Consider the following 25,721-nt stretch of genomic DNA (forward strand, 5'->3'; position numbering starts at 1 on the left):
ATATGTACCGTTACGACGAGTTCGATCACGCATTTGTTGAAGGCCGCGTGGCACAGTTTCGCGATCAGGTCGAGCGCCGCCTTTCCGGCGAGCTGGCCGAGGACGCATTCAAGCCGCTGCGCCTGATGAACGGTGTCTACCTTCAGTTGCATGCTTATATGCTGCGCGTCGCCATCCCATACGGAACGCTGAATTCGAAGCAGATGCGGATGCTGGCCCATATCGCCCGCAAATACGACCGGGGATACGGCCATTTCACCACGCGTCAGAACATCCAGTATAACTGGCCTCGCCTTTCGGACACGCCCGACATTCTGTCCGAGCTCGCAAGCGTCGAAATGCACGCGCTCCAGACATCAGGCAACTGCATTCGAAACGTAACTGCCGATCATTTCGCCGGTGCTGCGGCCGATGAGGTGGCTGACCCGCGGCCCTATGCCGAAATTCTCAGGCAATGGTCCTCCGTACACCCGGAGTTCTCATTCCTGCCGCGCAAGTTCAAGATCGCTGTCACGGGCGCTGAGCGCGACCGTGCCGCCATTCAGGTTCACGATATCGGCCTTCACCTGAAAAAGAACGACAAGGGCGAGATCGGTTTTGCCGTTTATGTCGGCGGCGGGCAGGGCCGCACGCCGATGATCGCCAAGAAAATTCGTGATTTCCTGCCGGAAGAGGACCTCCTGTCCTACACCACGGCGATCATGCGCGTTTACAACCTCCACGGCCGTCGCGACAATAAGTATAAGGCGCGCATCAAGATTCTCGTGCATGAGACAGGCGTAGAGGAACTTTCGCGGCAGGTCGAAGTCGAATTTGCTGAGCTGAAAAACACGGAACTGAAGCTCCCTGATGCCGATATCGCGGCGATCACCGCCTATTTTGCGCCGCCGGCGCTTAAGGACCGGCCCGAGGGCTGGGAAAGCCTGGCGCGCTGGAAGCGTGCTGATGAGGGGTTCGCCCGGTTTGTCGAGCAGAACGTCGCGCCGCACAAGCATCCCGACTACGGCATGGTGACGATTTCGCTGAAGCCCATCGGCGGCATTCCGGGCGATGCAACGGACGAGCAGATGGAATTGGTCGCCGATATTGCTGCCGAATACGCCTTTGATGAAATCCGCATCAGCCATGAGCAGAATATCATCCTGCCGCATGTTGCGCTGGCCGATCTTGAGCCGGTCTATCGCGCGCTTGTGGGTGCAGGGCTTGCAACAGCCAATGCCGGACTCATCACCGATATCATTGCCTGTCCCGGGCTGGACTATTGCGCACTTGCCAATGCGCGCTCCATTCCGGTGGCGCAGGAAATTTCCACCCGCTTTGGTGCGCCCGAGCGTCAGGCGGAAATCGGCGAGCTGAAGATCAAGATTTCGGGCTGCATCAATGCCTGTGGCCACCACCACGTCGGTCATATCGGCCTCCTGGGTGTGGAGAAAAAGGGTGCGGAGCTCTACCAGATCACGCTTGGCGGATCGGGCGACGAAAACACCTCGATCGGTGAGATCATCGGCCGTGGTTTCGAACCGGAAAAGGTGACAGACGCGGTGGAAACCATCGTCGATACCTATCTGGGCCTGCGCCTTTCGAGGGAAGAGAGCTTCCTCGAAGCCTATCGCCGTGTCGGACCCCAGCCGTTCAAGGACGCGCTCTACGGTTCCGCCGCCGAAGCCGCCTGAGGAGAACACCATGACGAAAATCTGGAACCGCGACGGCTTCGTGGAAAATGATCCCTGGGCAATCGAAACGGAAGAAGTGAAGGCGACAGCCGAGCAGAAGCCGGTGTTGCCCCTTGCCGATTTTTTGGTTCGGGCGGCTGAAAGCAATGATATTGGCCTCGGCGTGCTCATCACGCCCGCCGACGATGTTCTCAAGCTAGAGCCATATCTCGACCGTCTCGACCTGGTTGCCATCAGCTTTCCCGCCTTCAATGACGGCCGTGGTTTCAGCCACGCTTCGCTGCTGCGCAGTCGCCTCGGTTTTGCGGGCGAGGTGAGGGCGGTTGGCGACGTGCTGATCGATCAGGTGCCGTTGATGCTGCGCACCGGCTTTACCAGCTTCGCAGTCACGAACGGCACGGCGCTTCGCCGTCTGTCCGAAAACCGCCTGCCGGAAATACCGGTCTATTACCAGCCGACGGCCAAGCCTGCTGCGGGTGGTGAGACCTATAGCTGGAGACGCCGTGCGTCTTCATGACACGGCGCCTAGAAATATGAGTGTGTGATACATATTTCCTACAGACATGGCAGTATTGATATTCTCATACCTTCAAACCGAGGCGAAAATGGTATAATTGCCCGGTCGGAGAATGTCGCATCGAATAGGAACGGACGGAACCTGAAATGAACGCGCCAGCCAAGACGGAAGATTTCGCGATCAAGATACCTGACGGTGTTTACGCCGAGACGGTTTTGTCGGTTGAGCACTATACCGACCACCTGTTCCGCTTCCGCATGACTCGCCCTGCCGGTTTTCGTTTCCGTTCCGGTGAGTTTGCGATGATCGGCCTGATGGTTGGCGACAAGCCGATTTATCGCGCCTATTCGATTGCAAGCCCAGCCTGGGATGAGGAACTCGAGTTTTTCTCGATCAAGGTTCCCGATGGTCCGCTGACGTCGCATCTGCAGGCGATCAAGCCGGGTGACACGGTCTTGATGCGCAAGAAGCCCACAGGCACGCTGGTTCTGGATGCGCTGACACCAGGCAGACGGCTTTACATGTTCTCGACCGGTACGGGCATCGCGCCTTTTGCGAGCCTGATCCGTGATCCGGAAACCTACGAGAAGTTCGAAGAAGTCATTCTCACACACACCTGCCGCGATGTTGCTGAACTTAAATACGGCTTCGATCTCGTTGAGGAAATCCGCAACCACGAATTCCTTAACGACATCGTTGGCGACAAGCTGAAGCACTATGCGACCGTTACCCGCGAAGATTACCCGTTCAAGGGCCGCATCACGACCCTGATCGAGAATGGCAAGCTGTTTGCCGATCTCGGCGTACCCGCCCTCGACCCCGCGATTGACCGTGGCATGATCTGCGGGTCGTCCGCCATGCTGAAGGACACCAAGGAACTGCTTGAAAAAGCCGGTCTGACTGAAGGCGCCAATAACAAGCCTGCCGAATTCGTCATCGAACGTGCGTTTGTCGGCTGATCGCAGGCACATCGAAAATTTCAGGAGGCCGTGAGGCCTCTTTTTTTCTTAAGCCTTGTCCGGCTCATGCGACGGGGCATCGTCATTTTGTTTTGGCGCGATGTCGTGGCGATAGACCAGGAAAAGTCCGATGGCGATCGCGGCAATGCCGCCACCGACCAAGTGAGACAACGAATAGCCGCCCTTCGTGACCAACCATCCCGCAACGACATTGCTGAATGATGCGCCGACGCCCTGAACCATCATGACGCTGGCGAGACCGACGTTGAAGCGGCCGGTCCCCTTAAGGATCCTTTCCACCGCAACGGGCGTGACGATACCGAGAAGCCCGGCGCCCACACCATCAAGAAACTGCACCGGAAAGATGACCCAGAAATCCGTAAAGGCAGCGGCAAGGACGCCGCGCACGGGCAGGGCGGCGAGCGCAATAAGGAAGACGGTCGAAAGGCCGAAGCGCCGGATCAGCCATGGCGCCATGGCGGCGACAAAGATCATCGCGAACTGCGCGACACCCGTAATGATGGCGGTGGTGCGGAAGGGCGTCTGCAACTCGATGGCGAAATCCTGCGCAATCAAGCGGCCCATGGGTGCGTTGCCGAAGTGGAAGACGAGAAGGATGATGGCAAGGAAGATCAGCCCGCGTTCGTGCAACAACACGTTGATACCGGAAGGCCCGGGTTCGCCCTCGTCCTCGCCAAGGCCGCGCGCCACCTTGTGGTCGATCCGGGCGGGGTCGATCGCGGCCGTTGCGACCAGCGCACCGGCTGCGGTCAACAGCATCAGGCCGATGATGCCGTTCAAACCGAAAAAGGTGACGACGACATAGGTCGCGAAAAGCGAAGCGAAATTGCCGCCATGGTTCCAGAACTCATTTCTTGAGATCTGGTGAGAGAAAAGCCGTTCGCCGACGAGCCCCAGGGTGAGGCCGGCGAGCGCCGGACCGACAACAGCTCCGACGACGGCAGTCATGATCTGCCCCGTCCAGACAATCCACACATCCGGAAAGATCAGCGTAATCAGGGCGCCGATGGTCACCAGAACGACAGGGATTGCGATCAGCGTGCGTTTCCATGTCGTGCCGTCCACCAATGCGCCGCAGAGTGGCGTGGCGAGCAGGCCAACGAGGCCACCCACGGTGGCGATCAATCCGAGCGACAGGGAAGACCAGCCTTTGGTTGCCAGGAACGCGTCCAGAAACGGTCCAAGACCATCCCGGGCGTCGGCAAGAAAGAAATTGAGCGCGGCGAGCGCAAACAGCGTCTTGTCCGATATTCCGCCGCTCCTTGGCCTATCACCCGAAGGCAGGCCCGACGAAGTCTGCGGAGCGGTAACACCGATGGCCGTCATGATAATCGCTCCGAAGGTATGATGTGTTGAAAGCGTGTTTGGTAAGGTTCGCGTGAAACATCTCTCTTCGGAAATAGTTGCGCTTGCAAACAAAAAAATGTCCGTCCACTTCTTTTTTAAAACAAGCATGTCGTCAGGAACATTTCCGTTGCTCTGCGAGTTGGCATTCGTCAACAATATGGATGGTTGCCATGAAAGCTTCGCTTGCATTTCTATTGTCGCTGACCGGCATGCTTGCAGTACAACCGGCTTACGCTGACGAAAGCGCATTCCTTTCCTCCCTCAAAGGCACCTGGAAGGGGAAAGGGACGGTTATTACTCGGATCGGTGCGCCCGCCATTAACGTCGACTGCACATTGAACTCCAACGCCCAACGCTCTGCGTTGCAGATGGCTGGAACGTGTCGCGGTCTTCTGGTTGTGAAACGTGCAATCGCCGCCAACCTCACCGCCAGTGGCGCGAGCTATAGCGGAAGCTACACGGGCCCCTCCGGTCGTCCCTCCGCCCTCTCCGGAAACCGGCGTGGCAATGCCATCAATCTCACCGTACGCTGGAACCGCGACATCAACGGCGACCGCGTTGCCGCCATGACAATAGAAAAGGTCGGCGCGAACGGATTGAGGCTGCGCACGACCGACAAGGACGGCAAGACCGGGAAAACCGTGGTGACGAGTGACATCAGACTGGTTCGGTGATTGGATCTACCCCAGCAACCGCGCTTAGCTGAACTCGAGCAGTAAGGGGCAGTGGTCGGAGACCTCCGGCTCTCTCACCACGTCGAAACGATCGACCGTCACAGCCGGATTGACCAGAAGATAGTCCGCATATCTGTTCGGCTTGGTATATAGCGACGTTCTTGTATCGGTGAACCCTCTACCGGTCACGAGCTCAACCAGATCAAGATCGCTCAGCACTGCGAAAGTCTCGCTGTCGGGATGCACATTGAAGTCGCCGCAAACGATTATCCGATCGCCTTCTTCCGCAACATTTCTGACCAGCTTTACGAGATTTTTAGCCTGCTCCAGCCGAGCGGGAGTGTCATGTTTTCCGGCAAGATCACGCAGCCCATGCATGTGGGCGATGACGGCAGGCTGACCCGTCGCAAAATCGAAAATCCTGACGGCGTGGCCTGTTCGCGAGCGTGGGTGCTCACCATATCCGTTCGCCGAAAAGGCTCCGTGAACGAAACCCTGCGACTGTGCGACGACCGCGAAGGACCTGCGCACGAAAGTCGCCAGCCCCCATTGGGAATCATATCGCGTATCGCCATCCCAGAGGTCTCCCCGCGCGGCCGGGCAGAATATCGCCACATGGTCGGGCAGGGCGTCCATGACGTCCCGGAAGAAATTTGCCCTTTGCGGCAACTCGGTGCCATGGTCGCGGTAGTTCAACCATTCGCGCTTGGCTTCCGGCGTGTGCACAACCTCTTGCAGGCAAAGGATATCAGGGTCGGATGACGTGATGTAGGGAATGAGCTCATCGTGAAGCTTGCCGCCCCAACCATTCAGGCAAATCAGACGCATTCCCCCTCCGTCCCGGCTCGAATACCCGTTCTATTTAACACGGGCCGAGCCATGATCAACCGCGAGAAAGCTGGAACACCCATGCGAATCCTGAGCGCAAAAAAAGAGGCCCGGATCGCTCCGGGCCGCCGCATGTTCTTTGCACCTATCTCCTATTCGGCCGCTTCAGCATATGCCTCCATCGGCGGGCAGGTGCAGATGAGGTTTCGGTCACCATAGACATTGTCGATGCGGTTGACCGGCGACCAGTACTTGTCGATGCGGAATGCGCCGGGCGGGAAGCAGCCTTTCTCACGGCTGTAGGGACGATCCCACTCGCTAACGAGGTCTTCCACCGTGTGCGGTGCATTCTTCAGCGGATTGTTGGTCTTGTCCGCGCGCCCTTCCTCGATGTCGCGGGCTTCCTCACGTATCGCCAGCATCGCATCGCAGAAACGGTCGATTTCCGCCTTGGTCTCGGATTCCGTCGGCTCGATCATCAACGTGCCGGCAACCGGCCAGCTCATGGTCGGTGCATGGAAACCGCAGTCGATCAGGCGTTTGGCAACATCATCGACGGTCACGCCGCAGCTGTCTGCGAGCGGTCGGGTGTCGATGATGCACTCATGCGCCACACGTCCCGTTTCGGACTTGTAGAGTACGTCGTAAGCGCCCTTCAGCCTCTCGGCGATGTAATTGGCGTTGAGGATCGCAACTTTGGTTGCCTGCGTCAGCCCTTCGCCGCCCATCATCAGGCAGTAGCTCCATGAGATCGGCAGAATGGAGGGCGAACCGAACGGGGCGGCAGACACCGCACCCTCGCGACCATCCGTCGCTGGATGGCCGGGCAGGTAAGGAGCAAGATGAGCCTTGACGCCGATCGGCCCCATGCCCGGACCACCGCCGCCATGCGGAATGCAGAAGGTCTTGTGCAGGTTAAGGTGGGAAACGTCGGAGCCGATGTCGCCGGGGCGGGCGAGGCCGACCATGGCGTTCATGTTGGCGCCATCGAGATAGACCTGACCGCCGTGCTCATGGGTGATCTCGCAGATCTCGCGAACCGTTTCCTCGAACACGCCGTGCGTGGACGGATAGGTGATCATGCAGCACGCGAGGTTTTCGGCGTACTTCTTTGCTTTCGCACGGAAATCATCGATATCGATGTCCCCGTTGTCTCGCACTTTCACCGGCACGACTTTCATGCCAACCATCTGCGCCGAGGCAGGGTTGGTGCCATGCGCGGACGTCGGGATGAGGCAGACATCACGATGAGTATCGCCATTGGCGAGGTGATAGTTCCGGATCGTCAGAAGACCCGCATATTCGCCCTGCGCGCCGGAATTCGGCTGCATGGAGAAGGCGTCGTAACCGGTGACCGAGCACAGTTTTTCCGAGAGATCATCGATCATCTCCTTGTAACCGAGCGCCTGATTGGCGGGCGCGAAGGGATGGATGTCGGAAAATTCCGGCCAGGTGATCGGCAGCATTTCAGCCGTGGCGTTCAGTTTCATGGTGCAGGAACCGAGCGGGATCATCGAGCGGTCGAGCGCCAGATCACGGTCCGAAAGACGGCGGATGTAACGGGTCATCTCGCTTTCGGCACGGTTCATATGGAAGATCGGATGCGTCATGTACTCGCTGGTGCGCAGCAGGTCCTTCGGCAACCGATAGTCCGGCGTGAAGTCCGAGATCGAGAAATTACCGCCGAAAGCGCGCCACACGGCTTCCAGCGTTGCCGGGCGCGTGCGTTCGTCAAGGCTCATGCCGATCTTGGTCGCGCCGACCTTGCGCAGGTTCACGCCTTCCGCAACGGCAGAACGCAGGATGACGCCCTGCATATGGCCGACTTCGACGGTGATCGTGTCGAAGAAAGTCTCCGGCTCAATGGTATAGCCGAGCTTTTCCAGGCCCTTGGCCATCAGAACGGCCTTCTGGTGGGTCTGCTGGGCAATCGCCTTGATGCCCTGCGGGCCGTGGAAGACGCCATACATCGAGGCCATGACGGCTAGCAGGACCTGCGCCGTGCAGATGTTCGACGTCGCCTTTTCGCGGCGGATATGCTGCTCGCGGGTCTGTAGCGACAGGCGATAGGCGCGGTTGCCGCGCGCATCGACGGACACGCCGACCAGGCGGCCGGGCATGGAGCGCTTATGCGCATCCTTGACGGCCATGTAAGCCGCGTGTGGTCCACCGTAGCCGACCGGAACGCCAAAACGTTGCGAGGTGCCGATGGCGATGTCAGCGCCCATTTCGCCAGGAGATTTCAGCAGCGTCAGCGCCAGGAGATCGGCGGCGACGGCCGCAATCGCGCCCGTCTGGTGCAGGCGGGAAATCAGGCCGGAGAAATCGCTGACATGACCGTGGGTGCCGGGATACTGGAAGATCGCGCCGAACACGTCGACCGGATCGAGATCGGTGAAGGGATTGCCGACGATTACCTTCCAGCCGAGCGGGGCCGCACGGGTCTCGATCAGCGCGATGGTCTGCGGATGGCAATTGGCATCCACGAAGAAGGCCGTCGCCTTGGACTTGGCGACACGCTGGCACATGGCCATGGCTTCGGCGGCGGCAGTCGCTTCATCCAGCAGCGATGCATTGGCGACGTCGAGGCCGGTCAGATCGCAAACCATGGTCTGGTAGTTCAGCAGCGCCTCAAGCCGGCCCTGGCTGATTTCCGGCTGGTAGGGCGTATAGGCCGTGTACCAGGCCGGGTTTTCCAAAATGTTGCGCTGGATGACCGGCGGCGTGATGGTGCCGTAATAGCCTTGGCCAATCAGCGAGGTCAGGACCTGGTTCTTGTTGGCCGTTTCGCGAAGACGGTCCAGCGCCTCGCGTTCGGTCAGCGCAGCACCCCAGGTCAGCGGCACTTTCTGGCGGATGGAGGAGGGGACGGTGGCGTCGATAAGGTCATCAAGGCTCTTATAGCCAACGACCTTCAGCATCTCGGCCATTTCCGAGGGCGACGGCCCGATGTGCCGCCGGTTGGCGAAGTCATAGGGCTGATAATCGGTAAAATGAAACTCGGTGGGCGTCGTCATTACGCGATCAGCTCCTTGTAGGCTGCTTCATCGAGCAGCGTCTCGGCGTCGGCCGGATTGGAGAGCTTCAGCTTGAAGAACCAGCCAGCGCCCTGCGGGTCGGAATTGACCAATGACGGATCATCAACGATCGCCTGGTTGATTTCGACCACTTCTCCATCCAGCGGACAATAAACGTCCGACGCTGCCTTGACGGATTCGACGGTCGCGGCGTCGCCATCCTTGGCAAAGGTTGTGCCCACTTCCGGCAATTCGACAAAAACGAGATCGCCGAGCTGTTCAGCGGCGTGGCTGGTAATGCCAACGGTGGCGACATCGCCTTCAAACTTCAGCCATTCGTGTTCTGCGGTAAATTTCAGCATCGTGTTCTCTCCGGAAATGGGATGAAATTAGCGTTTATAGGTGGGCGTGATGAAGGGCAGGGCAGCGACGGTGACGGGCAGATACTTGCCGCGCACTTCCGCGAAGATCACCGTTCCGGCAGCGGCGTGGGAAACGGGCACATAGCCCATGGCCACGGGACCTTCGACCGAAGGACCGAAGCCGCCCGACGTTACTTCACCGATTTCCGTCTTGCCGTCTGCATCCGCAAAAAGCTTCGAATGGCCGCGAACCGGCGCCTTGCCTTCGGGCTTCAGACCGACGCGGCGGCGCGATGTGCCGTCTTTGAGCTCGCCGAGAATGCGTTCCGCGCCCGGGAAACCGCCTTCACGCTCGCCGCCGGTGCGGCGCGCCTTCTGGATCGCCCACTCCAGCGATGCCTCGATGGGCGAGGTGGTCGTGTCGATATCGTTGCCGTAGAGACAAAGACCGGCCTCCAGCCGCAGGCTGTCGCGCGCGCCAAGACCGATAGGTTCGCAATCGGGGTGTTCAAGCAAGGCCTTGGCAATCTCTTCGGCCTTATCTGATGGTACGGAGATTTCAAAGCCATCCTCACCGGAATAACCCGAGCGCGAGACGATGCAGGGAATATCGTGCAGCGGCACTTCCTGCACATCCATGAACTTCATGGCGGAAACGCCAGCCCACAATTCGGCCAGCACGGCCTCGGCTCGCGGGCCTTGCAGCGCGATCAGGGCGCGGTCTTCCAGCAGCGTGATCTCGCACACCTCGGAAAGATGCGCCTTCATATGGGCGAGATCGGCATCCTTGCAGGCGGCGTTGACGACGACGAGAAGATGATCGCCGCGATTGGTGATCATCAGATCGTCCAGAATGCAGCCGTTTTCTTCTGTGAAGAAGCCATAGCGCTGGCGCCCTTCCTTGAGGCCGAGGATATCGACCGGCACCAGCTTTTCCAGCGCGAGGGCAGCATCCGAATTGTTGCCGGACTTCGCCTTAACGATGACCTGTCCCATGTGAGACACATCAAAGAGACCTGCCGAAGTGCGTGTCTGAAGATGCTCCTTCATCACGCCTGCAGGATATTGGACGGGCATGTCGTAACCGGCGAACGGCACCATGCGGGCGCCCAGCGAAATGTGAAGCGAGTGGAGCGGCGTGGTTTTCAGCGCGGCGGTATCGTCCAAGGACGCCTCCAGGGGTAGCGCGGCTTAACGCGCGGGCTCAGGTCATGGCGCGATGCGCCGGTTCAAGAGCCCCCTCTGTCCTTTTCGCCTGAGATTGTTATCCCTTCGGCGAGCCGTCCTTAGATCAAGGTGGCTTCTCTCCAGAGTTCCGTCGTCAACGTTGGTCCTTTTGCCTGAGAGTTTCCGGGGCGGTTGCTCCTTCGGCACCGCATTGAAGCGGTTTCTCCCAACGGTGATGCGACGCTCATTATCTTCGAAGCCCGCCTATTGGCAAGGACCAAATGACGCATCTGAACAGATTTTTGCTCCATCTGCGCCATCACCATCGGCCGCGCAGCGACTTGCTCTGCTTATGGCGTTCTCTGAGCGGACCTTACAAGCCCGATGTGGAGATGGTTCCCTAGTCGGATTTCTTCGATGGCAACCCCTTGCGTTTCGTCGAAGCGAAATCCTCAAGTTCCTTTTCCGTCATAGACTTCTCCATGCTTTTTGAAGCACCTTTTAAGCTGGATTTCTTTGTTTCACCCCGCTTGGCAGAAAGAGCTGCACCGGCGGCTTTCTGCTGGGCTTTCGATTTGGCTGGCATGGCGGATCTCCCTTAAGCAGTGGTTAAGCAAAGAAAATGTCGCCTCGGGTCGATTGTTCCCAATCTGCTTCTGTCCCTGCGTCAAAATTCCCCTTTGATATCGTCGGCAAAGCGAGCTATCGCATTGAGCATGGGTGCAGATCGAACACGACAGCTGAGGGGACAGGGGAAGATGCTTCGCATTTTCTGCGCGATGCTGATGCTGTCGCTCGGTTTTGCCCATAAACCGGCGCTCGCCGGGACGCCCGCGGTCGTTCTCGATGAGAGCTACAGACTGCCGGATGGTACGTTTGCGGAAATTTGCCTAGGCCACGCCGATGGTTTGAACAGTTCCCACAAGAATGATGGCCCACATTCAGGTGATGCCATTCTCTTCTGCGAAGCCTGCCTGCTTGCATCATCAATTCTTCTGCCTGTGCCGCAGACGGATGGCTGGCTGAAGACCGAATTCGCCTGGCTCGACAATCGCCTTTCGGCGGAGTGGCATTTCCATCCTGTCCTGACGATCCAGAGACCGTCTGCGCGCGGCCCACCAGCGCTGTCAGCCTGATTTTCGTTTTCGGATCATCGCCGCTTCTGCGGCAAGCACGCGGCTGCGTGGACCCGGAGGGGTCGCAGTCGCAGGGACAAGCAAATGAACAGCACCAAAATTATCGCCTGCGGCGTCGTCGTCGCATCAATTTCGGCGTCGCAGGCTTTTGCGCACGCCACCTTCGTCGACGGCTCGGCTGAGCAGGATAGTACCATCGTAGCCGCCCTTCAGGTGCCGCATGGATGCGATGGCGGCCTCGCCACCACCGAGGTTCAGATCAAACTGCCTGAGGGCTTTATTTCCGCCAAGCCGCAGCCCAAGGCAGGCTGGCAGCTGGAGGTCATCAAGGGCGACTATCAGAAGACCTATGCGAACCACGGCAAGGAGATCAAAAGCGGCCCCATTGAAATCCGCTGGAAGGGTGGCGATCTGCCGGATGAGTTCTACGACACCTTCGCCGTGCAGGGTAAGATTTCCGGCATCGAAGCAGGGCAGGACCTGGCGTTCAAAGTGACCCAGCTTTGCGGCGACAAGGGCAAGGTCTCGTGGGATGAGGTCGCAGCCGCTGGCGTTGATCCACATTCCCTGAAAAGCCCGGCGCCGACCATCAAGGTCACCGCAAAGTCTGATCATGCAGGCGGCCACGACCACGCTGCCATGGCGATGGACACGGATGTCGTGAAGGCGGGTAGCCTCGAAGTGTCTGGGGGCGCGACCAAAGCCATGCTGCCGGGACAGCCGGTGGGTGGCGGTTACGTGACGATCAAGAACACCGGCGATGCCGACGACAGGCTGATCGGCATCGAATCGTCCGCGGCCGGCCGCGCGGAAATCCATGAGATGGCCATGGTCAACGACGTCATGAAAATGCGCAAGCTGGAAGAGGGTATCGTCATTCCCGCAGGAAAAACCGTCGAGCTGACGCCCGGCGGCCTGCATATGATGTTCTTCAACGTCAAAAAGCCGTTCGCGGAAGGTGACAAGGTGCCTGTGACCCTTGTCTTCGAAAAGGCGGGAAAGGTCGACGTGGTGTTGGCGACCGGCTCCGCAAAGGGCGTTGACGACAAGGGCGGGCACCAGCACAACTGACAATAAAAAGGGCTGCCGGAACGCTGTAACCACCCGGCAGCCCAAGTTTGTTTGGCCATTCTTATTTTGTAACGGTCAGCCTGGCCTGCATGCCTGCTTCGTAGTGACCCTTGATATTGCAGAAGAGGAGGTAACTGCCAGGCGTCAGCTTTGCTTTCAGCTGCCCATCACCACCCGGCTTGAGGTCGGCAACCTCTCCGAGGCTCTTCAACTGTTTTTCATCAACGCGATGTTTGGCGGTGTTGAGCGGAATTTTCTGGTCGGCCGACTTGAGCTTCACGAGGATCATTTCGTGCTCTTCGCTCATCGCATCGTTGTGCACATGGAAAACCGCATCGCCGGCCTTGACGGTGGTCTGGTCAAGCACGAGCGTCATCGGCCCGCCGCCTTCACCACCCTCTGTCACCTTGATTGTCGTGGCTGCGAAAGCGGGCACTGACATTGTCAGAACTGCTGCGAGGGCAGTTGCATAGCGCATCATTGATGTCATGACGGTCCTCCAATTGACGCTGGAGAACTAGGATTTCCAACTGACAGCAACCTGAACGCGTGAAATCGAAATGACATATATCAGAAAAAACATGCAGTCATTAAGGTAAGAGATTGAATTTAAATTGATTTATTTCCATTATTATCGTCATATGCCTGCTGGGCCTGTTCCAGCGTCGCCTGCCGTTCCTGGCGCTGGCTGGCAACCGTCAGAAAATAGAGCGTCAGGGCCGGCGGTTTGATCACAGTCATCAGACCGCGCAATTGAAAATCGTCTCCACTCTCTGCCTTGCGCGCCAATTCGTGAATGGCTTCTTCCACTTCACTTTTGCGCGGGGCGCGCTGAGACGGTTTTACGGCCTCCAGTGCATAGGCGGCCGTATTGGCAGAAACGGAAAAGACCTGTGTCATGCAACCCCCGGCAATCGCGGCCGACCCTTAAAAAACCAAACATTAGCATCTGCTTCTTGTTGGAAGACTAAACCGGAGGCGGACAATTTAATCGTATTTTAACGGAAGGGCCGGGCATCGAGGGGTTTCGCATTCTTTCCCCATGATCTAGAAATTGCGCCGGACGAAACGGTCCGCAAATCCGGAGACACGATACCAATGCTCAACATCGCCCTCGTCGCGACAGGCGGCGCAATCGGTTCCGTCTTCCGTTATCTCGTCGGCGTCTGGAGCGTGCGACTGGCCGGGCCGAATTTTCCCTGGGGCACGCTCGCGGTCAACGTGGTGGGTTCGTTCATGATCGGCCTGTTGGTCGAGCTCGTGGCACGACGACTGAACGCTTCAATGGAGATGCGGCTGTTTCTCGTGACCGGTGTCCTTGGCGGGTTCACGACATTTTCGTCCTTTGCGCTTGACGCTGCCTCGCTCCTCGAGCGTGGTGCGACGGGCCTTTCGATCGTTTACGTGCTGGCGAGCCTCATCGTTTCCATCGCCGCGGTTTTCGCCGGGCTGGCCTTGGGCCGCAACTTGTTCTAAAGGCTTGATCCAAACAGCGCGCCGAACAGCGGGCGCGCGATCAAGACAGAGAGACTGGAATTTTCATGGCAGGTATCGAGCATATCAAGGTCGGGGCCGACGAGGCCGGTATGCGCCTCGATCGCTGGTTCAAGATTCATTATCCGGGACTTGGGTTCGGGCAGTTGCAGAAGCTGCTGCGCTCCGGTCAGGTACGTGTGGATGGCGGCCGGGTGAAAACGGATGCACGCGTGCAGCCGGGTCAGATGGTGCGTGTGCCGCCGGTTGATTCCGATCTGAAGGTAAAAAGCGGGCCGATCGGCTCGCGAGATCTCAAACATTCAGAAGATTCCGAACTTCTGGCGCGCATGCTGCTGCACGAAGATGACAAGGTCTTCGTCTTCAACAAGCCGGCCGGCATTGCCGTGCAGGGAGGCTCCGGCGTCAATCGCCATATCGATGGGCTCTTGGAAGCCTGGACAAGCCAGAAAGGCGAGAAGCCGCGTCTGGTGCATCGCCTCGACCGTGACACGTCAGGCGTGCTGGTTGTTGCCCGAACACGCGGCGCAGCACAGAAACTGACCGCCGCCTTCCGAGAGCGCGACACCAAAAAGACCTACTGGGCGCTGGTCAAGGGCGTGCCTCGCAAGCATCAGGACAAGATCTCCACCTGGCTCGTCAAGGAACAGACGATGGATGGCGACCGTATGCGCATCGCCAAACATGGTGAGGATGGCGCCGATCACGCCGTTTCCTATTACCGCGTCATCGATACGGCTGCCCAGAACCTCGCCTGGCTGGAGATGGAGCCCTATACCGGCCGCACCCATCAGCTGCGCGTTCACGCGCTCCATATGGGCCACCCGATCATCGGCGATCCCAAATATTATATCGACGATCCGAACTGGGATTTTCCGGGTGGCATCCAGAAGCGCCTGCATCTCCATGCGCGTCATATCGATATTCCCCATCCAAATGGCGGCCGGCTTCGGGTCAGTGCGCCTTTGCCGCCGCATATGGTGCAAACGTGGAACCTGCTCGGTCTCGATGTGGCCGACGGCGACAGGGAAGACTGATATCAGATGAAACTGGTTCTCTTCGATTGCGACGGCACGCTCGTGGACAGCGCCGGTCTCATCCATGCGGTCATGGCTCAAACCTTCGCCGACTTCGGCAAGCCGCGGCCTGATATGTCGCAGACGAAGGCTATCATCGGCCTGACGCTGGATATCGCGATCGCGCGCATGCTGGGCAGGGCCCACGTCGATGACGAAGCGTCGGCCATGGCGCTGCGGTACAAAGAGAACTACCTCCCACTGAAGGAACGGGCCGAAAATCCAACGCCGCTTTTTGAGGGCATTGCACCGTTGATAGAAATGCTGGCAAAACGGGACGACGTGCTGATTGGCGCAGTCACCGGCAAGGGCCGGCGCGGCCTTCTCCAGATTCTTGAAAGCCACGGCTTTACCGAACACTTCATCGTTTCGCGCACGGCGGATGACTGTCCGTCCAAACCGCACCCGGCCATGGTTATGGAATGCTGCCATGAAACCGGCATGGTTCCGGCCGATACTGTCGTGATCGGCGATGCGATCTACGATATGCAGATGGCGAAAGCCGCGGGCGCAAAGGCGATCGGTGTCTCCTGGGGGTATGCCTCCGTCGACGATCTCTGGAAAGCGGGCGCCGATGCGGTTGTCAGCCACCCGCGTGAAATTCCAGCCTTTGTTCCGATCGATACTCTCGAATGAATTTCTCTATCCGACTGATGAGGACGTGCCATGCGTGATCTCCTGAACGACCTTACGGAGGGCTTGAGCCATCCCGACCCGATCCTGCGTGCGCAAATTCAGATGCAGAAGCCCCTGCCGAAACGGTTCTACAAGGACGTGACCGTTGGAGAGGCAGAGGAGGGCGGCTTCACCATTCTCCTCGATGGAAAGCCGCTGCGCACCCCTGCCAAAAAAGCCCTCACCGTTCCGACGCGCGCGCTTGCGCAACTGCTGCGCGACGAGTGGGACGCTCAGAAAGACGTCGTCAATCCTGTGGTCATGCCCGTCTCACGACATGTCAACACGGCCATCGACGGTGTCGCCAATGACACGCAGGCGGTTTTCGAAGATATTCTGAGGTTCTCCTCCTCCGATCTCCTCTGCTACCGCGCCGCCGATCCGGAAGCGCTCGTCAAACGGCAGACGGATCATTGGGATCCGGTGCTAGACTGGGCCGCCAATGCGCTCGGTGCGCGGTTCATTCTCGTCGAAGGCGTCATGCATCAAGACCAGCCGCGCGAGGCTATTTCAGCTTTTGCCGTGACGCTGAAGAAATACGACACACCGATTGCGCTCGCGGCTCTTCACACCATGACGTCTCTGACCGGCTCCGCCATTCTGGCGCTGGCCGTGGCCGAGGGCCAAGTCTCGCTGGAAGAAGCGTGGGCGCTTGCGCATCTCGATGAAGACTGGACCGCAGAACAATGGGGCGAGGACGAGGAAGCACTGGAACGCCGCGCTGTCAGGCTCGTTGACATGCGCGCGGCATTCAGCGTTCTGGAGTCCCTGAAGGGCGCCGCTTAACGCTTTTCTAACCCTGATCAACGATCATGCGGTTATCTCACACCAAAGTCCCGCTCACCCGACGAAGGGGCCGAAAGGGCACTCTGGAGGCGTGAGTTTGTGCATCGTTTCCGTCGAAATTCGTTCTGATTTTCGAGCCGGTGTACGAGGGGAGCCGCTGAAGATGATCACCACGCTGAAGCGCTTTGGCATAGTTTTGCTGGCGTGTTTCACGCTCATGTCTTTCAGGCTGGAACCGGAAGCAACCAATGGCGACCGGCTCCTTTACGATGTGCGGGGCGCCTTTGTCGCCGCACGACCAGATGTCGCACCGGCGCTGATGCAATCCATCCATGCACAGGTGCAAAATGCGATCAAGACCACGGCACGGGGAGAAATTCGCCCGCGCGTCGTTCTGACCATCCGCCTTGCGTCTGTAACGCGCGCTCCTTTTTTCTTCGGAGAAAGGGCGTCAGCCAAGGTCATCGTTCGCGCCGCCGCGGTTGCGACAGGGGAGGTGATCGCGGAAGCGCGGTTCACGGCGACCGTCGTCAGTCTCGATGACAGCGCTATAGAGCAGGAGCTCGCTTACGGCGTAGCCGAGCGCGTGATCCGCGAATTCCGGCTAAATCGGCCGGGACCGACCACGCTCGCAACAGCGCTCTTCCCCTGACACCAGTCAGTCTCAGGCGCACGCTCAGATACTTTCGGTCTGTTATTTGACATACGCGATGTATGTTCCTATCTCACATACGTAACGTATGTAAATTTGACCTTGATGGTTTCAAACATCGAGACGTCACGAAGCGGAAAGTGAGATGGAAATGGGTAAACGCGACGCAGTTTTTCCGGCAAGCAGACACGCGCTATATGAGGAGCATGGCTATTCGGCAGCCATCCGCTCGGGCGACCTTTTATTCGTTTCGGGCCAGGTCGGCAGCCGCGCTGATGGAACAGCTGAGCCTGATTTCGAACAGCAGGTTCGCCTGGCTTTCGAGAATCTGAAGGCCACGCTCAATGCCGGCGGTTGCGATTTTGACGACATCGTGGATGTGACGACGTTTCACACCGATCCCGAAAACCAGTTCGGAACGATCATGACCGTGAAGAATGAAATCTTCAGCCAGAAACCTTACCCGAACTGGACCGCAATCGGCGTCAACTGGCTCGCAGGCTTTGACTTTGAGATCAAGGTTATTGCCCGCATACCGTGATGCGGGCAGGGCTGTAACGGCGGCTCATGCGCAGTACCGCCGTTACGATCCATATGCTTAGCCAAGCCGCTCCGCATGCCACTTCAGATGATCATCCATGAAGGTGGAGATAAAATAATAGGAATGGTCGTAACGCTCGTGCATGCGCAGGGTCAGGCCAATATCCGTGCCCTTGATTGCCTCTTCAAACAACCAGGGCCGCAAGCCATTTTCAAGGAAACTATCAGCCTTTCCCTGATCGATCAAAAACGCGGGAAAGCGCGCGCCATCTTCGACCAACGCGCAGGCATCATACTGCCGCCAGGCGGCCCTGTCGGCGCCAAGATATTTTTCCAGCGCCGGCTCAGACCAGTTAGCGGAGGAGGGTGCCACGATCGGCGCAAAAGCGGAGCAACTCCTGAAGCGCTCCGGGTTCTTCAGTGCGATGGTCATCGCGCCATGGCCACCCATCGAATGGCCGAAAATGCTCTGCCGGCTCATGTCGGCCCGGAAATGCTGGCCGATCAAGGCCGGCAGTTCTTCCGTGACATAGCTGTACATCCGGTAATGCTCGGACCACGGCTCCTGCGTGGCGTCGAGATAAAAACCAGCGCCCTTGCCCATTTGCCAGTTGGTTAGTTCGTCCGGCACGTCATTGCCACGCGGGCTTGTATCCGGGCAAACGATGATCAGTCCGAGTTCCGACGCCATGCGGCGATATTCACCTTTTTCCATGACGTTGGCGTGGGTGCAGGTAAGGCCTGAGAGATACCAGACAACGGGGCAGGGCTTGTGGATCGCCTTCGGCGGCACATAAACCGCAAAGGTCATCTCACATTTCAGGGTCTCCGACTGGTGGGAAAATACGCCCTGCATGCCGCCAAAGGCCGTATTTTGCGAGATAATGTTCATGAAGACAGTCCTCTTGAAAAGAAAATTGGTTCAGCCCGCAAGCGAGACGGCGGCATTCACAGCCGCCGCTACCAGAACCGTATTGAAAAAGAAAGAAACGACCGAGTGGAGCAACGTGACCTTGCGCATGGCGGTCGTCGTCACGCCCACATCCGACGTCTGCGCCGTCATGCCGATCACGACGGCGAAATAAAGAAAATCATATCCGCACGGCTCCTTCGTCGACGGAAAATCCATGCCGCCGCGAGGCTGCTTTTTCCCATCCACCGTGGCGGGCCGCCAGTAGAGATGGGCGTAGTGCAGGGCGGTCATCGTGTGGATCGTCATCCACCCAAAGATCACCGAAGCGAAAGCGATGAGCAGCGTCCAGACGGTTTCGCCCTTGTGATTCAGCGCCTGGAACAGCGAGACAACCGCAACAGCAACGGCCAGCAGCGTGACGGCGATGATGGCAACCGCTGGCAGATCGTCGCTATCGGCGTGGGCCTTCAAATGTTGCGCCGTGAGGCTCGACAGCCTAAAGGCAATCAAGGTGAGATAGGTCAGGAAAAACAGCACCGCCGCAAACTCGATTGCCTCGGACGGAGCGAAAGCCAGCGCGCCGCCGAGGCCAATGGCGCCAGCAAGGAAAGCGATGACGAAGGGTTTATGGCGACGATAGCTGTTGCTTTTCGGACTGGCCGAGGTCATGGGCGGCACCTTTCTGTTGGCACCCTCACTTTTTGACACGGCGGCAGAAACGGTCAAGCGTCTCCAGAAAAGCCGAACGGTCGCGCGGCGAAAAAGCGGCGTTATAGCCTTTGCTTTCGCCGGTTTCGCGCAAATGCGCGCCGAGGTCACGCATCGCCGTCGCCATGCCAATATTCGATGGATCGAACACGCGCCCCGTTGGCCCGGTCACCAGCGCGCCCTTGGCAACACAGCGGCCCGCGAGCGGCACATCGGCGGTAATGACAATATCGTTCTCACCGGCATGGTCGGCGATCCAATTATCCGCGGCGTCGAAACCAGCCGACACGATCACATTTTTTACCATCGGGTCGCGCGATGGGCGCAGACCGGAATTGGCAACGAAGGTCACCTCCAGGCCATGCCGTTCCGCCACCTTGAGAACTTCCGGCTTCACGGGGCAGGCATCGGCATCGACATAGATTTGCGGCTTTTGTGACATGGACACTCTTGATGGATATTCCCGCCACGCTTCTAAGGCTAAACGCCACGATTACCAAGCCCATCAAAGCCGAAATAGCGATGAGGCGTCGCGTGAAAAATCCTTGTCACGAGAGCTAAAGGTGGCTATGTTCATGTTATGTTCCATTCGGGCAGGTTGATCAAATGCTGGAAGAGTTCATCGTGCAGGCCAAGTCCAATACCTATGTCGGTGGCGGCGATCAATCCGCAGCGCCAACGCGTCCGGGGTCGCACGATCTCGGCTACCGCGAAGGCGACTGGCACTATATCGACAGTTATTTCGGAGGAACCGACTTCATCGGCCAGGAGGTCGTCTGGCATCGGGGCGTGCCGGTGTGGGCAATGAGTTATTATGGTCGAATTCTCCGGCCCGACATGATCGACGGAACCACGGCCGGCGAGGTCATACAGCGCTCGCTTTCCACGCTCTATCGGGAGGGCCGGTTTCTCGGCGGCTTCACCCATCCGGTCGACGACCTGACCTATGTCGACACCAATGCTGGAGACTTCAACTCCTTTACCGGCCTCGAACGGATTTACCGCGGACATGTGGAGACATACCGACTTGACTATCACGGCGGGATCATAAAGCCATGAGAGAAAAGCGGATGGAGCGATGGTACTGCCATGCCCCATCCGATTATGAGATCAGCCGGGCTGCTTGGTCTTGCGCAGATAGGGAAGAACGGTGTCGTAGGACCCGAACCGGGCAATTGCATCCTCGTTGGAAACAGCGGCGGTGATGATGACATCCTCACCCTGTTTCCAGTTCGCTGGCGTCGCCACCTGGTGTTTGGACGTCAGCTGGATGGAATCGATAGCGCGAAGAATTTCCTCGAAGTTCCGCCCTGTGGTCATTGGGTAGGTGAGGATCAGCTTGATCTTCTTGTCGGGACCCACGACGAAGACGGAGCGCACGGTGGCGTTATCCGCCGGCGTTCGGCCTTCGGAACTGTCGCCAGCGCCCGCCGGCAACATGTCATAGAGCTTTGCGACCTTCAGATCCTTGTCGCCGATCAGCGGATAGTCGACACTGAAGCCTGTTGCCGTGCGGATATCGTTTTTCCATTTCTCATGGCTCTCGACCGGATCAACCGAGATGCCAATGATCTTGACGCCACGCTTCTCAAATTCCGGCTGCAGTCCGCCCATCGCGCCAAGTTCCGTCGTGCAAACAGGCGTGAAATTCTTCGGATGCGAAAACAGCACCGCCCAGCCGTCACCGATCCAGTCGTGAAAGCTCACCGGACCATGTGTGGTCTCGGCCGTGAAGTCGGGTGCTATATCGTTGATACGCAAGCTCATCTGATGCTTTCTCCCTGATGCTTGTTCCGAAAAAAAACGGGGGTTTTCGAAATCCATGTCTGGCGCAGGAGCTTAGAGTTTTTGCGTCAAATGGCCAGCCTTTTCGTTGGTTACCCGGGAACGTCTGCTTCAGCCTCGGCTGTGAAACAGTCTGGTTGGCCAACCCGGCTACCGGATAGATCAAGCTTGTCTCGGCTCATGCCCACGCTCATTGTGACGCTACGTGGCAAGAGTACGTTCGCCACGTCGCTTGCAACGCGAAGGCGCCAGCGAGGCGAGGGCGGTGGCGCATCGCGCGAATTTACACCACCGATCAACGTCCTCGCGGTGGCTACGTCTCGCCGAGAGCCAACGCCATATCGTAGCGGTCCAATCCTTTGCCGAAACCGTCAGGCGTGATCTTCAAAATTTCGAAACCGAAGCGCCCATAGAAGCAGTAGGTGTGCTGGCTCGTGGACAGCAGCACGTCCGAGACGCCGACCAACGCCCGGGCACGGATCAATCTTTCCTCCGTCAGCCGCTTGCCTAGACCTCGCTGGTGGTACCCGCTGTGCACCATGCCCCAGGTCAGAGAAGCGCTTGTCGATCCCACCTCAAGACTCAGCCCGCCACATGCGACAACGGCTTCGTTCAGCGTGACTACCAGATAGTGGTCATCCATTCCGCTAAGGTTCGCGAGAAAGGCGGCGAAGTCGTCGCGTTCCTCTGAAGTGAAAAATAGGGGCATGTTGCTATCGAAGATCGACAAGCAGGAGAGGAAATCGCCATTTTGGTAAGGCCGGGATAGGATCATGTTCACCAAGAAAGTCGAGCGCCGGAACCGCATTCCATCCCGCCATCTCACCGAAAATGTGGCGACAAGGTTGAAATGTGGGGGATCGCGCAACGATAAAATGTCGTCTATTGTCAAGTCAACGGGTTTGAGATGCGACACTTCCGCCGAAGACCACCCCCCGACCGGACCGGCTGCGCCGGGTTGCGAGGGCGGGGAGGGGCGGGCGATAAGCCCACCTGGCTTTAGCTTCCTCGGTCGTCACGCAAAGAGAGACAATCGAGGAAGTAACCAGGCGGTCGCATGAGGCCAAGACCTGCGCGATTTTTTGCACACCGTGCTTTTCTATCCGAGAATCATTGCAGCCATTTAACGGTCCACGACAGGCGACCGGTGAACGGAGCGAAGCGTATCGACGGTCCGATAGGGCAGCGTAAAACTCTCGTGCATGATTTCCAGGCGGCTGTGACGCCGGTTGCTGGTTGCTGGCGTTTCTAAGAGACGAGACCGGGCATGCCGTCGATCTCATATGGATTAAAAGCCGATGCATTTGGCTCCGGCTAATGCCCAGGACGCCGGCGGCCTTGACGACACTCAGGCATCAATCGTGAATCTTTTGGATAACTTCGAGGCGATGCAATTCTTTCTGCAACATGGTGATCAAAAAGGACATAGCAACTCCGAACGTTCCTGACGGCAGTCAGGCTGAACATCGTCCCATACTTGCTCCCAAGTTGGATATTGACCAGCTTCGTCATGCGAGGAGAGTGTCGCATTTCCATCCAGCCTAACCGTCGCATCACTAAATGGGCGCCAAAAACGATGTGGCGGCAAGGTTGAAATGTCGCGGATTGTGCAAAGTTAAAATGTCGTCTGCCGCTCTCGCAGCCCTTTAGAAATGCGACACTGACCGCCTCCTTGCTCTGACGGTCAGCCCCCGACCGGACCGGCTGGGCCGGGTTGCAAGGGAAGGGCGGGGGCGGGTGATGGAACACCCCTTCGGCTTTAGCTTCCTCATTCGCGATGACCGCTTTGCGCCAAAAGCGGACATCTAACGCATCGTATTTCTTGCTACACCACAACCGGCGGAGGAGCATTCAGGAACACAGTGACCAACCCGGTAAAGTTTGTGGGCCGGACATGGTCGGCCATACCCGCCAAACTTGAATTTTATCAAGTTGGTGGCAGAGGGATGAGGAACGCCATTTTCAGCTTTGGAGTATAGGCTATGGAGCAAGAAATAGGTCGCCCCCGTGTTGCTCTGGTTCACTTTCCGCCGGCGTCGGCTTTTAAACGAAACCCAAACATCGCGTATATCATGTCTTCGAAAGTTGCCTCGCCTCTGACGAAGAAGGTCCTCATGCCAAAAAAAATGGCGAAAGCATTCATCATCAAAAAAAAGCTAACGACGCATCCAAGCCAAACGGGGAAAGCGAAATAGACGTATACCGGAATGAGAAGAAAGAACCCTCGATAAAACTCCTCGTAAAAATACGTCAAACACATTGCCGGTAGGCTGAAGGCGCATGCAAGGACTAGAAAATACGGCAAGAGCAAATATGTCTTGCCGTCTTTGTAAATTTTGAACGCTCTGCGAGCTAAATCGGTCTTTCTCACGGGCACTCCGCAAATTTAAAATGAATAAAGCCGAGCAAAACAGCAAAATCAATACGACTTTGAAAACCTCTTGTCACTTCAAGTTTTCTCACGTCGGACACCCACGCAAAAGGTCGCTAGAAGCGCGTTTTTCTAGGTTCTTATGATTGACTCGAAAAATGCCGGAACACAGCAAGTCGTCGATGTTTATTCCTATGATTATGGGCGGCAATTCAAAATGTGTATTATGGGGCCGGGCTACCCGATCTGCGCATAAATACCTCTCTCCTGTCTGTCGAACAGTGTTGCAGAGATCATGGAGAGACTAGGCGAATGACCGCTTGGGCCCGGAAGCGGACTTCATTCAGCCGCATCCATTCGCGCCAAAGTTCGAGCACGCTTGGCAATCACATCCGGATCATTCATGAAATCCGTGCGCGGACCGGGTTTGCGGCCTCTCGGCTTGTAGCCGATCTTCTCACTGTTGGTCTTCGGCGCAGGTGCGTGGTCTCGATCTTGCTGCTCTTTGATGTAGGCCAGCACTTCGCCGAGACGCTTGTTCTCGACCACAGCCGCATGGGTCACGCGCTGGTCCTTGTCGAAGATCTTGTAAGGCAACGAGTGACCTTTCCATCGAATATCCAGTCGACCATCAGCGTAAGCGTATGTCTCGACATACCTTCCAACCAGGCCGCGCGTGACGTCGTTCTCCTCAAGCATGATGCGTTTACGCTCATAGGAGAATGAAAGCTGTGCGCCGACGTGTCTTTGCTCGCGTTTGCAAAGCACGTCATTCAGCCTGCTTGGCGCCAGATTGACAGGCCGATGGAGGTTGTCGGGGCGGGTAGGGGTCACCGCAAAGCGGTCATTGTATCGATCGATGAAGGCTGGCAGAAACGCATTGCCGGTCTCCATGTCACTGATCTTGGCAAGCCTCAATTCCTTGACCAGCCGATCCTGCAATGTCCTGTTCATACGCTCGACGCGTCCCTTGGCCTGGCTGGAATTGGCGCAAAGGATCTCGATGTGCAGCTCCGATAGCGCGCGACCAAACTGCGTCATGCCTTGCCCGCCCTTGGCATCGTTCCGGGCGACACGAAAAACGGAATGTTTATCGGAGTAAAAGGCGATAGGTGCGCCATGCTTTTCAAGGTAAAGCGAAAGCGCCTCGAAATAGGTAAAAGCGCTCTCCGATCGAACAAACCGCAGTTGCATCAACTTTCCTGTCGCATCGTCGACGAAGACCAATAGCGAGCAGGCGGGCCCACGATCCTCAAACCAACGATGCTCGGAGCCGTCTATCTGTACCAGTTCACCATAGGCCTCTCGTCGCAACCGCGGCTGATGAAACGCCCGCCGCTGTTTTCTCGAAAGCCATATACCGGCATCCTGCATCCACTTACGCAGCGTCTCACGCGAGACCGTAATGCCATGCTCTTCCTGAAGCTTCTCGGCCGCCAGCGTTGGCCCGAAATCAAGGTAGCGTTCTCGCACCAGCATCAAAACGTAATCACGGACGCCGGTGGCTATTTTATTGTTTGACGGGCGACCAACTGCCTTGTGTCTGATCGAGGCAGCGCCGGTGGCCTCAATACGACCAATCAGTCTCTGAACGTGGCGGGCGCTGATTGCCAGCACATGCGCCGCTGCGACGATCGTCATGCGGCCATCAACGACTTTCGACAAAACCTCGATTCGCTGCAAATCGCGCTCGCTCATCGTAATCAATCCCATCTGCAATCTCCCAGATGCCAATCAGACCCGGGAAGTGTGACATTCCAACTTTGCAGAAACAGGACACTTTAACTTTGCGGCTACAAACGATAATCGCATAAGATAGATTATGGAACTTTGGCGGATTAATGGCGCAGTGTGCGTCTCTTCACTCACCACCTCGGACACAGTCTTCACATCATGAACAATCGACGAAACCATCCGTCCATATGCCATAACATGCCCTCAATTGATCT

General features: G+C 57.7%; 27 protein-coding genes, 1 pseudogene and 1 riboswitch. Of the genes and pseudogenes, 13 read left to right on the forward strand and 15 right to left on the reverse strand.

Translation table 11 applies throughout. The features are described from left to right. Positions 1-2: 2 nt before the first annotated feature. The 3 genes from ACUTJJ_RS10550 (at position 3) to ACUTJJ_RS10560 (ending at position 3,149) form a co-directional block, all read left to right on the forward strand. Positions 3-1,673, forward strand: a complete 1,671-nt coding sequence (locus ACUTJJ_RS10550) for a nitrite/sulfite reductase (protein WP_144574439.1) — start codon at positions 3-5, stop codon at positions 1,671-1,673. Positions 1,674-1,683: 10 nt separating this feature from the next. Continuing rightward, positions 1,684-2,190, forward strand: coding sequence for a DUF934 domain-containing protein (locus ACUTJJ_RS10555; RefSeq protein WP_445542091.1), 507 nt, complete (start codon positions 1,684-1,686; stop codon positions 2,188-2,190). Between the two features lie 146 nt (positions 2,191-2,336). Continuing rightward, a complete protein-coding gene (locus tag ACUTJJ_RS10560) occupies positions 2,337-3,149 on the forward strand; it encodes a ferredoxin--NADP reductase (RefSeq protein ID WP_063949011.1) in 813 nt (270 codons plus the stop codon). Between the two features lie 48 nt (positions 3,150-3,197). Here the strand turns inward: ACUTJJ_RS10560 and ACUTJJ_RS10565 are convergent, their stop codons facing one another. Then, a complete protein-coding gene (locus ACUTJJ_RS10565; protein ID WP_445542092.1) occupies positions 3,198-4,496 on the reverse strand; it encodes an MFS transporter in 1,299 nt (432 codons plus the stop codon). 191 nt (positions 4,497-4,687) lie between these two features. Between ACUTJJ_RS10565 and ACUTJJ_RS10570 the strand changes: the two genes are divergently transcribed. Beyond that, positions 4,688-5,191, forward strand: coding sequence for a hypothetical protein (locus ACUTJJ_RS10570; RefSeq protein ID WP_063949135.1), 504 nt, complete (start codon positions 4,688-4,690; stop codon positions 5,189-5,191). A 24-nt stretch (positions 5,192-5,215) separates the two neighbouring features. Here the strand turns inward: ACUTJJ_RS10570 and ACUTJJ_RS10575 are convergent, their stop codons facing one another. The 5 genes from ACUTJJ_RS10575 to ACUTJJ_RS10595 form a co-directional block, all read right to left on the reverse strand. Beyond that, entirely contained in the window at positions 5,216-6,019 is an 804-nt protein-coding gene (locus tag ACUTJJ_RS10575; RefSeq protein ID WP_296070501.1) for an endonuclease/exonuclease/phosphatase family protein, read from the reverse strand. A 152-nt stretch (positions 6,020-6,171) separates the two neighbouring features. Continuing rightward, complete coding sequence (gene gcvP, locus ACUTJJ_RS10580; RefSeq protein ID WP_445542093.1) at positions 6,172-9,036, reverse strand: aminomethyl-transferring glycine dehydrogenase; 2,865 nt, start codon at positions 9,034-9,036, stop codon at positions 6,172-6,174. Beyond that, positions 9,036-9,398, reverse strand: coding sequence for a glycine cleavage system protein GcvH (gcvH, locus tag ACUTJJ_RS10585; RefSeq protein ID WP_445542094.1), 363 nt, complete (start codon positions 9,396-9,398; stop codon positions 9,036-9,038). The genes gcvP and gcvH overlap by 1 nt, the downstream gene beginning before the upstream one ends. 27 nt (positions 9,399-9,425) lie before the next feature. Beyond that, a complete protein-coding gene (gene gcvT / locus ACUTJJ_RS10590) occupies positions 9,426-10,565 on the reverse strand; it encodes a glycine cleavage system aminomethyltransferase GcvT (protein WP_445542095.1) in 1,140 nt (379 codons plus the stop codon). 151 nt (positions 10,566-10,716) lie between these two features. Continuing rightward, a riboswitch (glycine riboswitch) is annotated at positions 10,717-10,804 on the reverse strand. Positions 10,805-10,965: 161 nt separating this feature from the next. Continuing rightward, entirely contained in the window at positions 10,966-11,151 is a 186-nt protein-coding gene (locus ACUTJJ_RS10595) for a DUF3008 family protein (RefSeq protein ID WP_063949006.1), read from the reverse strand. Between the two features lie 172 nt (positions 11,152-11,323). On the opposite strand from ACUTJJ_RS10595, the gene ACUTJJ_RS10600 reads away from it, so the two are divergent. Both ACUTJJ_RS10600 and ACUTJJ_RS10605 read left to right on the forward strand, forming a co-directional pair. Then, positions 11,324-11,701: a hypothetical protein gene (locus tag ACUTJJ_RS10600; RefSeq protein WP_209088455.1), complete on the forward strand. Its 378-nt coding sequence runs from the start codon at positions 11,324-11,326 to the stop codon at positions 11,699-11,701. Between the two features lie 84 nt (positions 11,702-11,785). Beyond that, the gene (locus ACUTJJ_RS10605) at positions 11,786-12,772 is read left to right on the forward strand and encodes a copper chaperone PCu(A)C (RefSeq protein ID WP_445542096.1); all 987 of its coding nucleotides are present in this window, start codon (positions 11,786-11,788) and stop codon (positions 12,770-12,772) included. Positions 12,773-12,833: 61 nt separating this feature from the next. Here ACUTJJ_RS10605 and ACUTJJ_RS10610 read toward each other — a convergent pair whose 3' ends face one another. Beyond that, positions 12,834-13,262, reverse strand: coding sequence for a plastocyanin/azurin family copper-binding protein (locus tag ACUTJJ_RS10610; RefSeq protein WP_445542097.1), 429 nt, complete (start codon positions 13,260-13,262; stop codon positions 12,834-12,836). Between the two features lie 119 nt (positions 13,263-13,381). Continuing rightward, positions 13,382-13,672 (reverse strand): hypothetical protein, encoded by a 291-nt coding sequence (locus ACUTJJ_RS10615; RefSeq protein WP_404496751.1) that lies wholly within the window; start codon positions 13,670-13,672, stop codon positions 13,382-13,384. A gap of 198 nt (positions 13,673-13,870) precedes the next feature. On the opposite strand from ACUTJJ_RS10615, the gene crcB reads away from it, so the two are divergent. From crcB to ACUTJJ_RS10645, 6 genes are all read left to right on the forward strand, one after another. Continuing rightward, a complete protein-coding gene (gene crcB / locus ACUTJJ_RS10620) occupies positions 13,871-14,248 on the forward strand; it encodes a fluoride efflux transporter CrcB (protein WP_063949001.1) in 378 nt (125 codons plus the stop codon). Positions 14,249-14,313: 65 nt separating this feature from the next. Next, the gene (locus ACUTJJ_RS10625; protein WP_063949000.1) at positions 14,314-15,303 is read left to right on the forward strand and encodes an RluA family pseudouridine synthase; all 990 of its coding nucleotides are present in this window, start codon (positions 14,314-14,316) and stop codon (positions 15,301-15,303) included. A 6-nt stretch (positions 15,304-15,309) separates the two neighbouring features. Then, positions 15,310-15,978: an HAD family hydrolase gene (locus tag ACUTJJ_RS10630; protein ID WP_445542098.1), complete on the forward strand. Its 669-nt coding sequence runs from the start codon at positions 15,310-15,312 to the stop codon at positions 15,976-15,978. Between the two features lie 30 nt (positions 15,979-16,008). Then, positions 16,009-16,803: an ATP12 family chaperone protein gene (locus ACUTJJ_RS10635; RefSeq protein ID WP_445542099.1), complete on the forward strand. Its 795-nt coding sequence runs from the start codon at positions 16,009-16,011 to the stop codon at positions 16,801-16,803. A 163-nt stretch (positions 16,804-16,966) separates the two neighbouring features. Beyond that, positions 16,967-17,455, forward strand: coding sequence for a hypothetical protein (locus tag ACUTJJ_RS10640; protein WP_063948997.1), 489 nt, complete (start codon positions 16,967-16,969; stop codon positions 17,453-17,455). A gap of 151 nt (positions 17,456-17,606) precedes the next feature. Next, positions 17,607-17,996 (forward strand): RidA family protein, encoded by a 390-nt coding sequence (locus ACUTJJ_RS10645; RefSeq protein ID WP_063949134.1) that lies wholly within the window; start codon positions 17,607-17,609, stop codon positions 17,994-17,996. Positions 17,997-18,053: 57 nt separating this feature from the next. Here ACUTJJ_RS10645 and fghA read toward each other — a convergent pair whose 3' ends face one another. Genes fghA through ACUTJJ_RS10660 form a run of 3 tightly spaced genes read right to left on the reverse strand, consistent with a single transcriptional unit; the run spans position 18,054 to position 20,058 of the window. Continuing rightward, positions 18,054-18,887, reverse strand: coding sequence for an S-formylglutathione hydrolase (fghA, locus tag ACUTJJ_RS10650; RefSeq protein ID WP_445542100.1), 834 nt, complete (start codon positions 18,885-18,887; stop codon positions 18,054-18,056). Positions 18,888-18,917: 30 nt separating this feature from the next. Next, complete coding sequence (locus tag ACUTJJ_RS10655; RefSeq protein ID WP_445542101.1) at positions 18,918-19,577, reverse strand: DUF1345 domain-containing protein; 660 nt, start codon at positions 19,575-19,577, stop codon at positions 18,918-18,920. A 25-nt stretch (positions 19,578-19,602) separates the two neighbouring features. Next, the gene (locus ACUTJJ_RS10660; RefSeq protein WP_063948994.1) at positions 19,603-20,058 is read right to left on the reverse strand and encodes a YaiI/YqxD family protein; all 456 of its coding nucleotides are present in this window, start codon (positions 20,056-20,058) and stop codon (positions 19,603-19,605) included. A gap of 164 nt (positions 20,059-20,222) precedes the next feature. Here ACUTJJ_RS10660 and ACUTJJ_RS10665 point away from each other — a divergent pair, with 164 nt between their 5' ends. Next, a complete protein-coding gene (locus ACUTJJ_RS10665) occupies positions 20,223-20,675 on the forward strand; it encodes a DUF5680 domain-containing protein (RefSeq protein WP_445542102.1) in 453 nt (150 codons plus the stop codon). 51 nt (positions 20,676-20,726) lie between these two features. On the opposite strand, the gene ACUTJJ_RS10670 is transcribed toward ACUTJJ_RS10665, so the two are convergent. The 4 genes and pseudogenes from ACUTJJ_RS10670 to ACUTJJ_RS10685 all read right to left on the reverse strand — a co-directional run bounded on the left by ACUTJJ_RS10670 (position 20,727) and on the right by ACUTJJ_RS10685 (position 25,485). Next, on the reverse strand, positions 20,727-21,383 hold the full coding sequence (locus ACUTJJ_RS10670) for a peroxiredoxin (protein ID WP_445542103.1): 657 nt from the start codon (positions 21,381-21,383) through the stop codon (positions 20,727-20,729). A gap of 331 nt (positions 21,384-21,714) precedes the next feature. Beyond that, a complete protein-coding gene (locus tag ACUTJJ_RS10675) occupies positions 21,715-22,209 on the reverse strand; it encodes a GNAT family N-acetyltransferase (RefSeq protein ID WP_445542104.1) in 495 nt (164 codons plus the stop codon). A gap of 408 nt (positions 22,210-22,617) precedes the next feature. Continuing rightward, a pseudogene (locus ACUTJJ_RS10680) lies at positions 22,618-22,828 on the reverse strand (ISNCY family transposase); the annotation flags it as partial. Between the two features lie 1,283 nt (positions 22,829-24,111). Further along, positions 24,112-25,485, reverse strand: coding sequence for an ISNCY family transposase (locus ACUTJJ_RS10685; RefSeq protein ID WP_445542105.1), 1,374 nt, complete (start codon positions 25,483-25,485; stop codon positions 24,112-24,114). Positions 25,486-25,721 lie beyond the last annotated feature (236 nt).

The sequence above is a fragment of the Agrobacterium sp. DKPNP3 genome (assembly GCF_052686535.1).

Excerpts from the sequence above, each read along its gene's own strand:
- ACUTJJ_RS10625 (WP_063949000.1), top strand. The coding sequence starts at position 14,314 with ATGGCAGGTATCGAGCATATCAAGGTCGGGGCCGACGAGGCCGGTATG.
- ACUTJJ_RS10600 (WP_209088455.1), top strand. The coding sequence starts at position 11,324 with ATGCTTCGCATTTTCTGCGCGATGCTGATGCTGTCGCTCGGTTTTGCC.
- fghA (WP_445542100.1), bottom strand. The coding sequence starts at position 18,887 with ATGAACATTATCTCGCAAAATACGGCCTTTGGCGGCATGCAGGGCGTA.
- ACUTJJ_RS10570 (WP_063949135.1), top strand. The coding sequence starts at position 4,688 with ATGAAAGCTTCGCTTGCATTTCTATTGTCGCTGACCGGCATGCTTGCA.
- ACUTJJ_RS10555 (WP_445542091.1), top strand. The coding sequence starts at position 1,684 with ATGACGAAAATCTGGAACCGCGACGGCTTCGTGGAAAATGATCCCTGG.
- ACUTJJ_RS10550 (WP_144574439.1), top strand. The coding sequence starts at position 3 with ATGTACCGTTACGACGAGTTCGATCACGCATTTGTTGAAGGCCGCGTG.
- ACUTJJ_RS10665 (WP_445542102.1), top strand. The coding sequence starts at position 20,223 with ATGCTGGAAGAGTTCATCGTGCAGGCCAAGTCCAATACCTATGTCGGT.
- ACUTJJ_RS10645 (WP_063949134.1), top strand. The coding sequence starts at position 17,607 with ATGGGTAAACGCGACGCAGTTTTTCCGGCAAGCAGACACGCGCTATAT.
- ACUTJJ_RS10575 (WP_296070501.1), bottom strand. The coding sequence starts at position 6,019 with ATGCGTCTGATTTGCCTGAATGGTTGGGGCGGCAAGCTTCACGATGAG.
- ACUTJJ_RS10670 (WP_445542103.1), bottom strand. The coding sequence starts at position 21,383 with ATGAGCTTGCGTATCAACGATATAGCACCCGACTTCACGGCCGAGACC.
- ACUTJJ_RS10615 (WP_404496751.1), bottom strand. The coding sequence starts at position 13,672 with ATGACACAGGTCTTTTCCGTTTCTGCCAATACGGCCGCCTATGCACTG.
- ACUTJJ_RS10655 (WP_445542101.1), bottom strand. The coding sequence starts at position 19,577 with ATGACCTCGGCCAGTCCGAAAAGCAACAGCTATCGTCGCCATAAACCC.
- ACUTJJ_RS10640 (WP_063948997.1), top strand. The coding sequence starts at position 16,967 with ATGATCACCACGCTGAAGCGCTTTGGCATAGTTTTGCTGGCGTGTTTC.
- crcB (WP_063949001.1), top strand. The coding sequence starts at position 13,871 with ATGCTCAACATCGCCCTCGTCGCGACAGGCGGCGCAATCGGTTCCGTC.
- gcvP (WP_445542093.1), bottom strand. The coding sequence starts at position 9,036 with ATGACGACGCCCACCGAGTTTCATTTTACCGATTATCAGCCCTATGAC.
- ACUTJJ_RS10595 (WP_063949006.1), bottom strand. The coding sequence starts at position 11,151 with ATGCCAGCCAAATCGAAAGCCCAGCAGAAAGCCGCCGGTGCAGCTCTT.
- ACUTJJ_RS10685 (WP_445542105.1), bottom strand. The coding sequence starts at position 25,485 with ATGGGATTGATTACGATGAGCGAGCGCGATTTGCAGCGAATCGAGGTT.
- gcvH (WP_445542094.1), bottom strand. The coding sequence starts at position 9,398 with ATGCTGAAATTTACCGCAGAACACGAATGGCTGAAGTTTGAAGGCGAT.
- ACUTJJ_RS10610 (WP_445542097.1), bottom strand. The coding sequence starts at position 13,262 with ATGACATCAATGATGCGCTATGCAACTGCCCTCGCAGCAGTTCTGACA.
- ACUTJJ_RS10565 (WP_445542092.1), bottom strand. The coding sequence starts at position 4,496 with ATGACGGCCATCGGTGTTACCGCTCCGCAGACTTCGTCGGGCCTGCCT.
- ACUTJJ_RS10675 (WP_445542104.1), bottom strand. The coding sequence starts at position 22,209 with ATGCGGTTCCGGCGCTCGACTTTCTTGGTGAACATGATCCTATCCCGG.
- ACUTJJ_RS10635 (WP_445542099.1), top strand. The coding sequence starts at position 16,009 with ATGCGTGATCTCCTGAACGACCTTACGGAGGGCTTGAGCCATCCCGAC.
- ACUTJJ_RS10560 (WP_063949011.1), top strand. The coding sequence starts at position 2,337 with ATGAACGCGCCAGCCAAGACGGAAGATTTCGCGATCAAGATACCTGAC.
- ACUTJJ_RS10660 (WP_063948994.1), bottom strand. The coding sequence starts at position 20,058 with ATGTCACAAAAGCCGCAAATCTATGTCGATGCCGATGCCTGCCCCGTG.
- ACUTJJ_RS10630 (WP_445542098.1), top strand. The coding sequence starts at position 15,310 with ATGAAACTGGTTCTCTTCGATTGCGACGGCACGCTCGTGGACAGCGCC.
- ACUTJJ_RS10605 (WP_445542096.1), top strand. The coding sequence starts at position 11,786 with ATGAACAGCACCAAAATTATCGCCTGCGGCGTCGTCGTCGCATCAATT.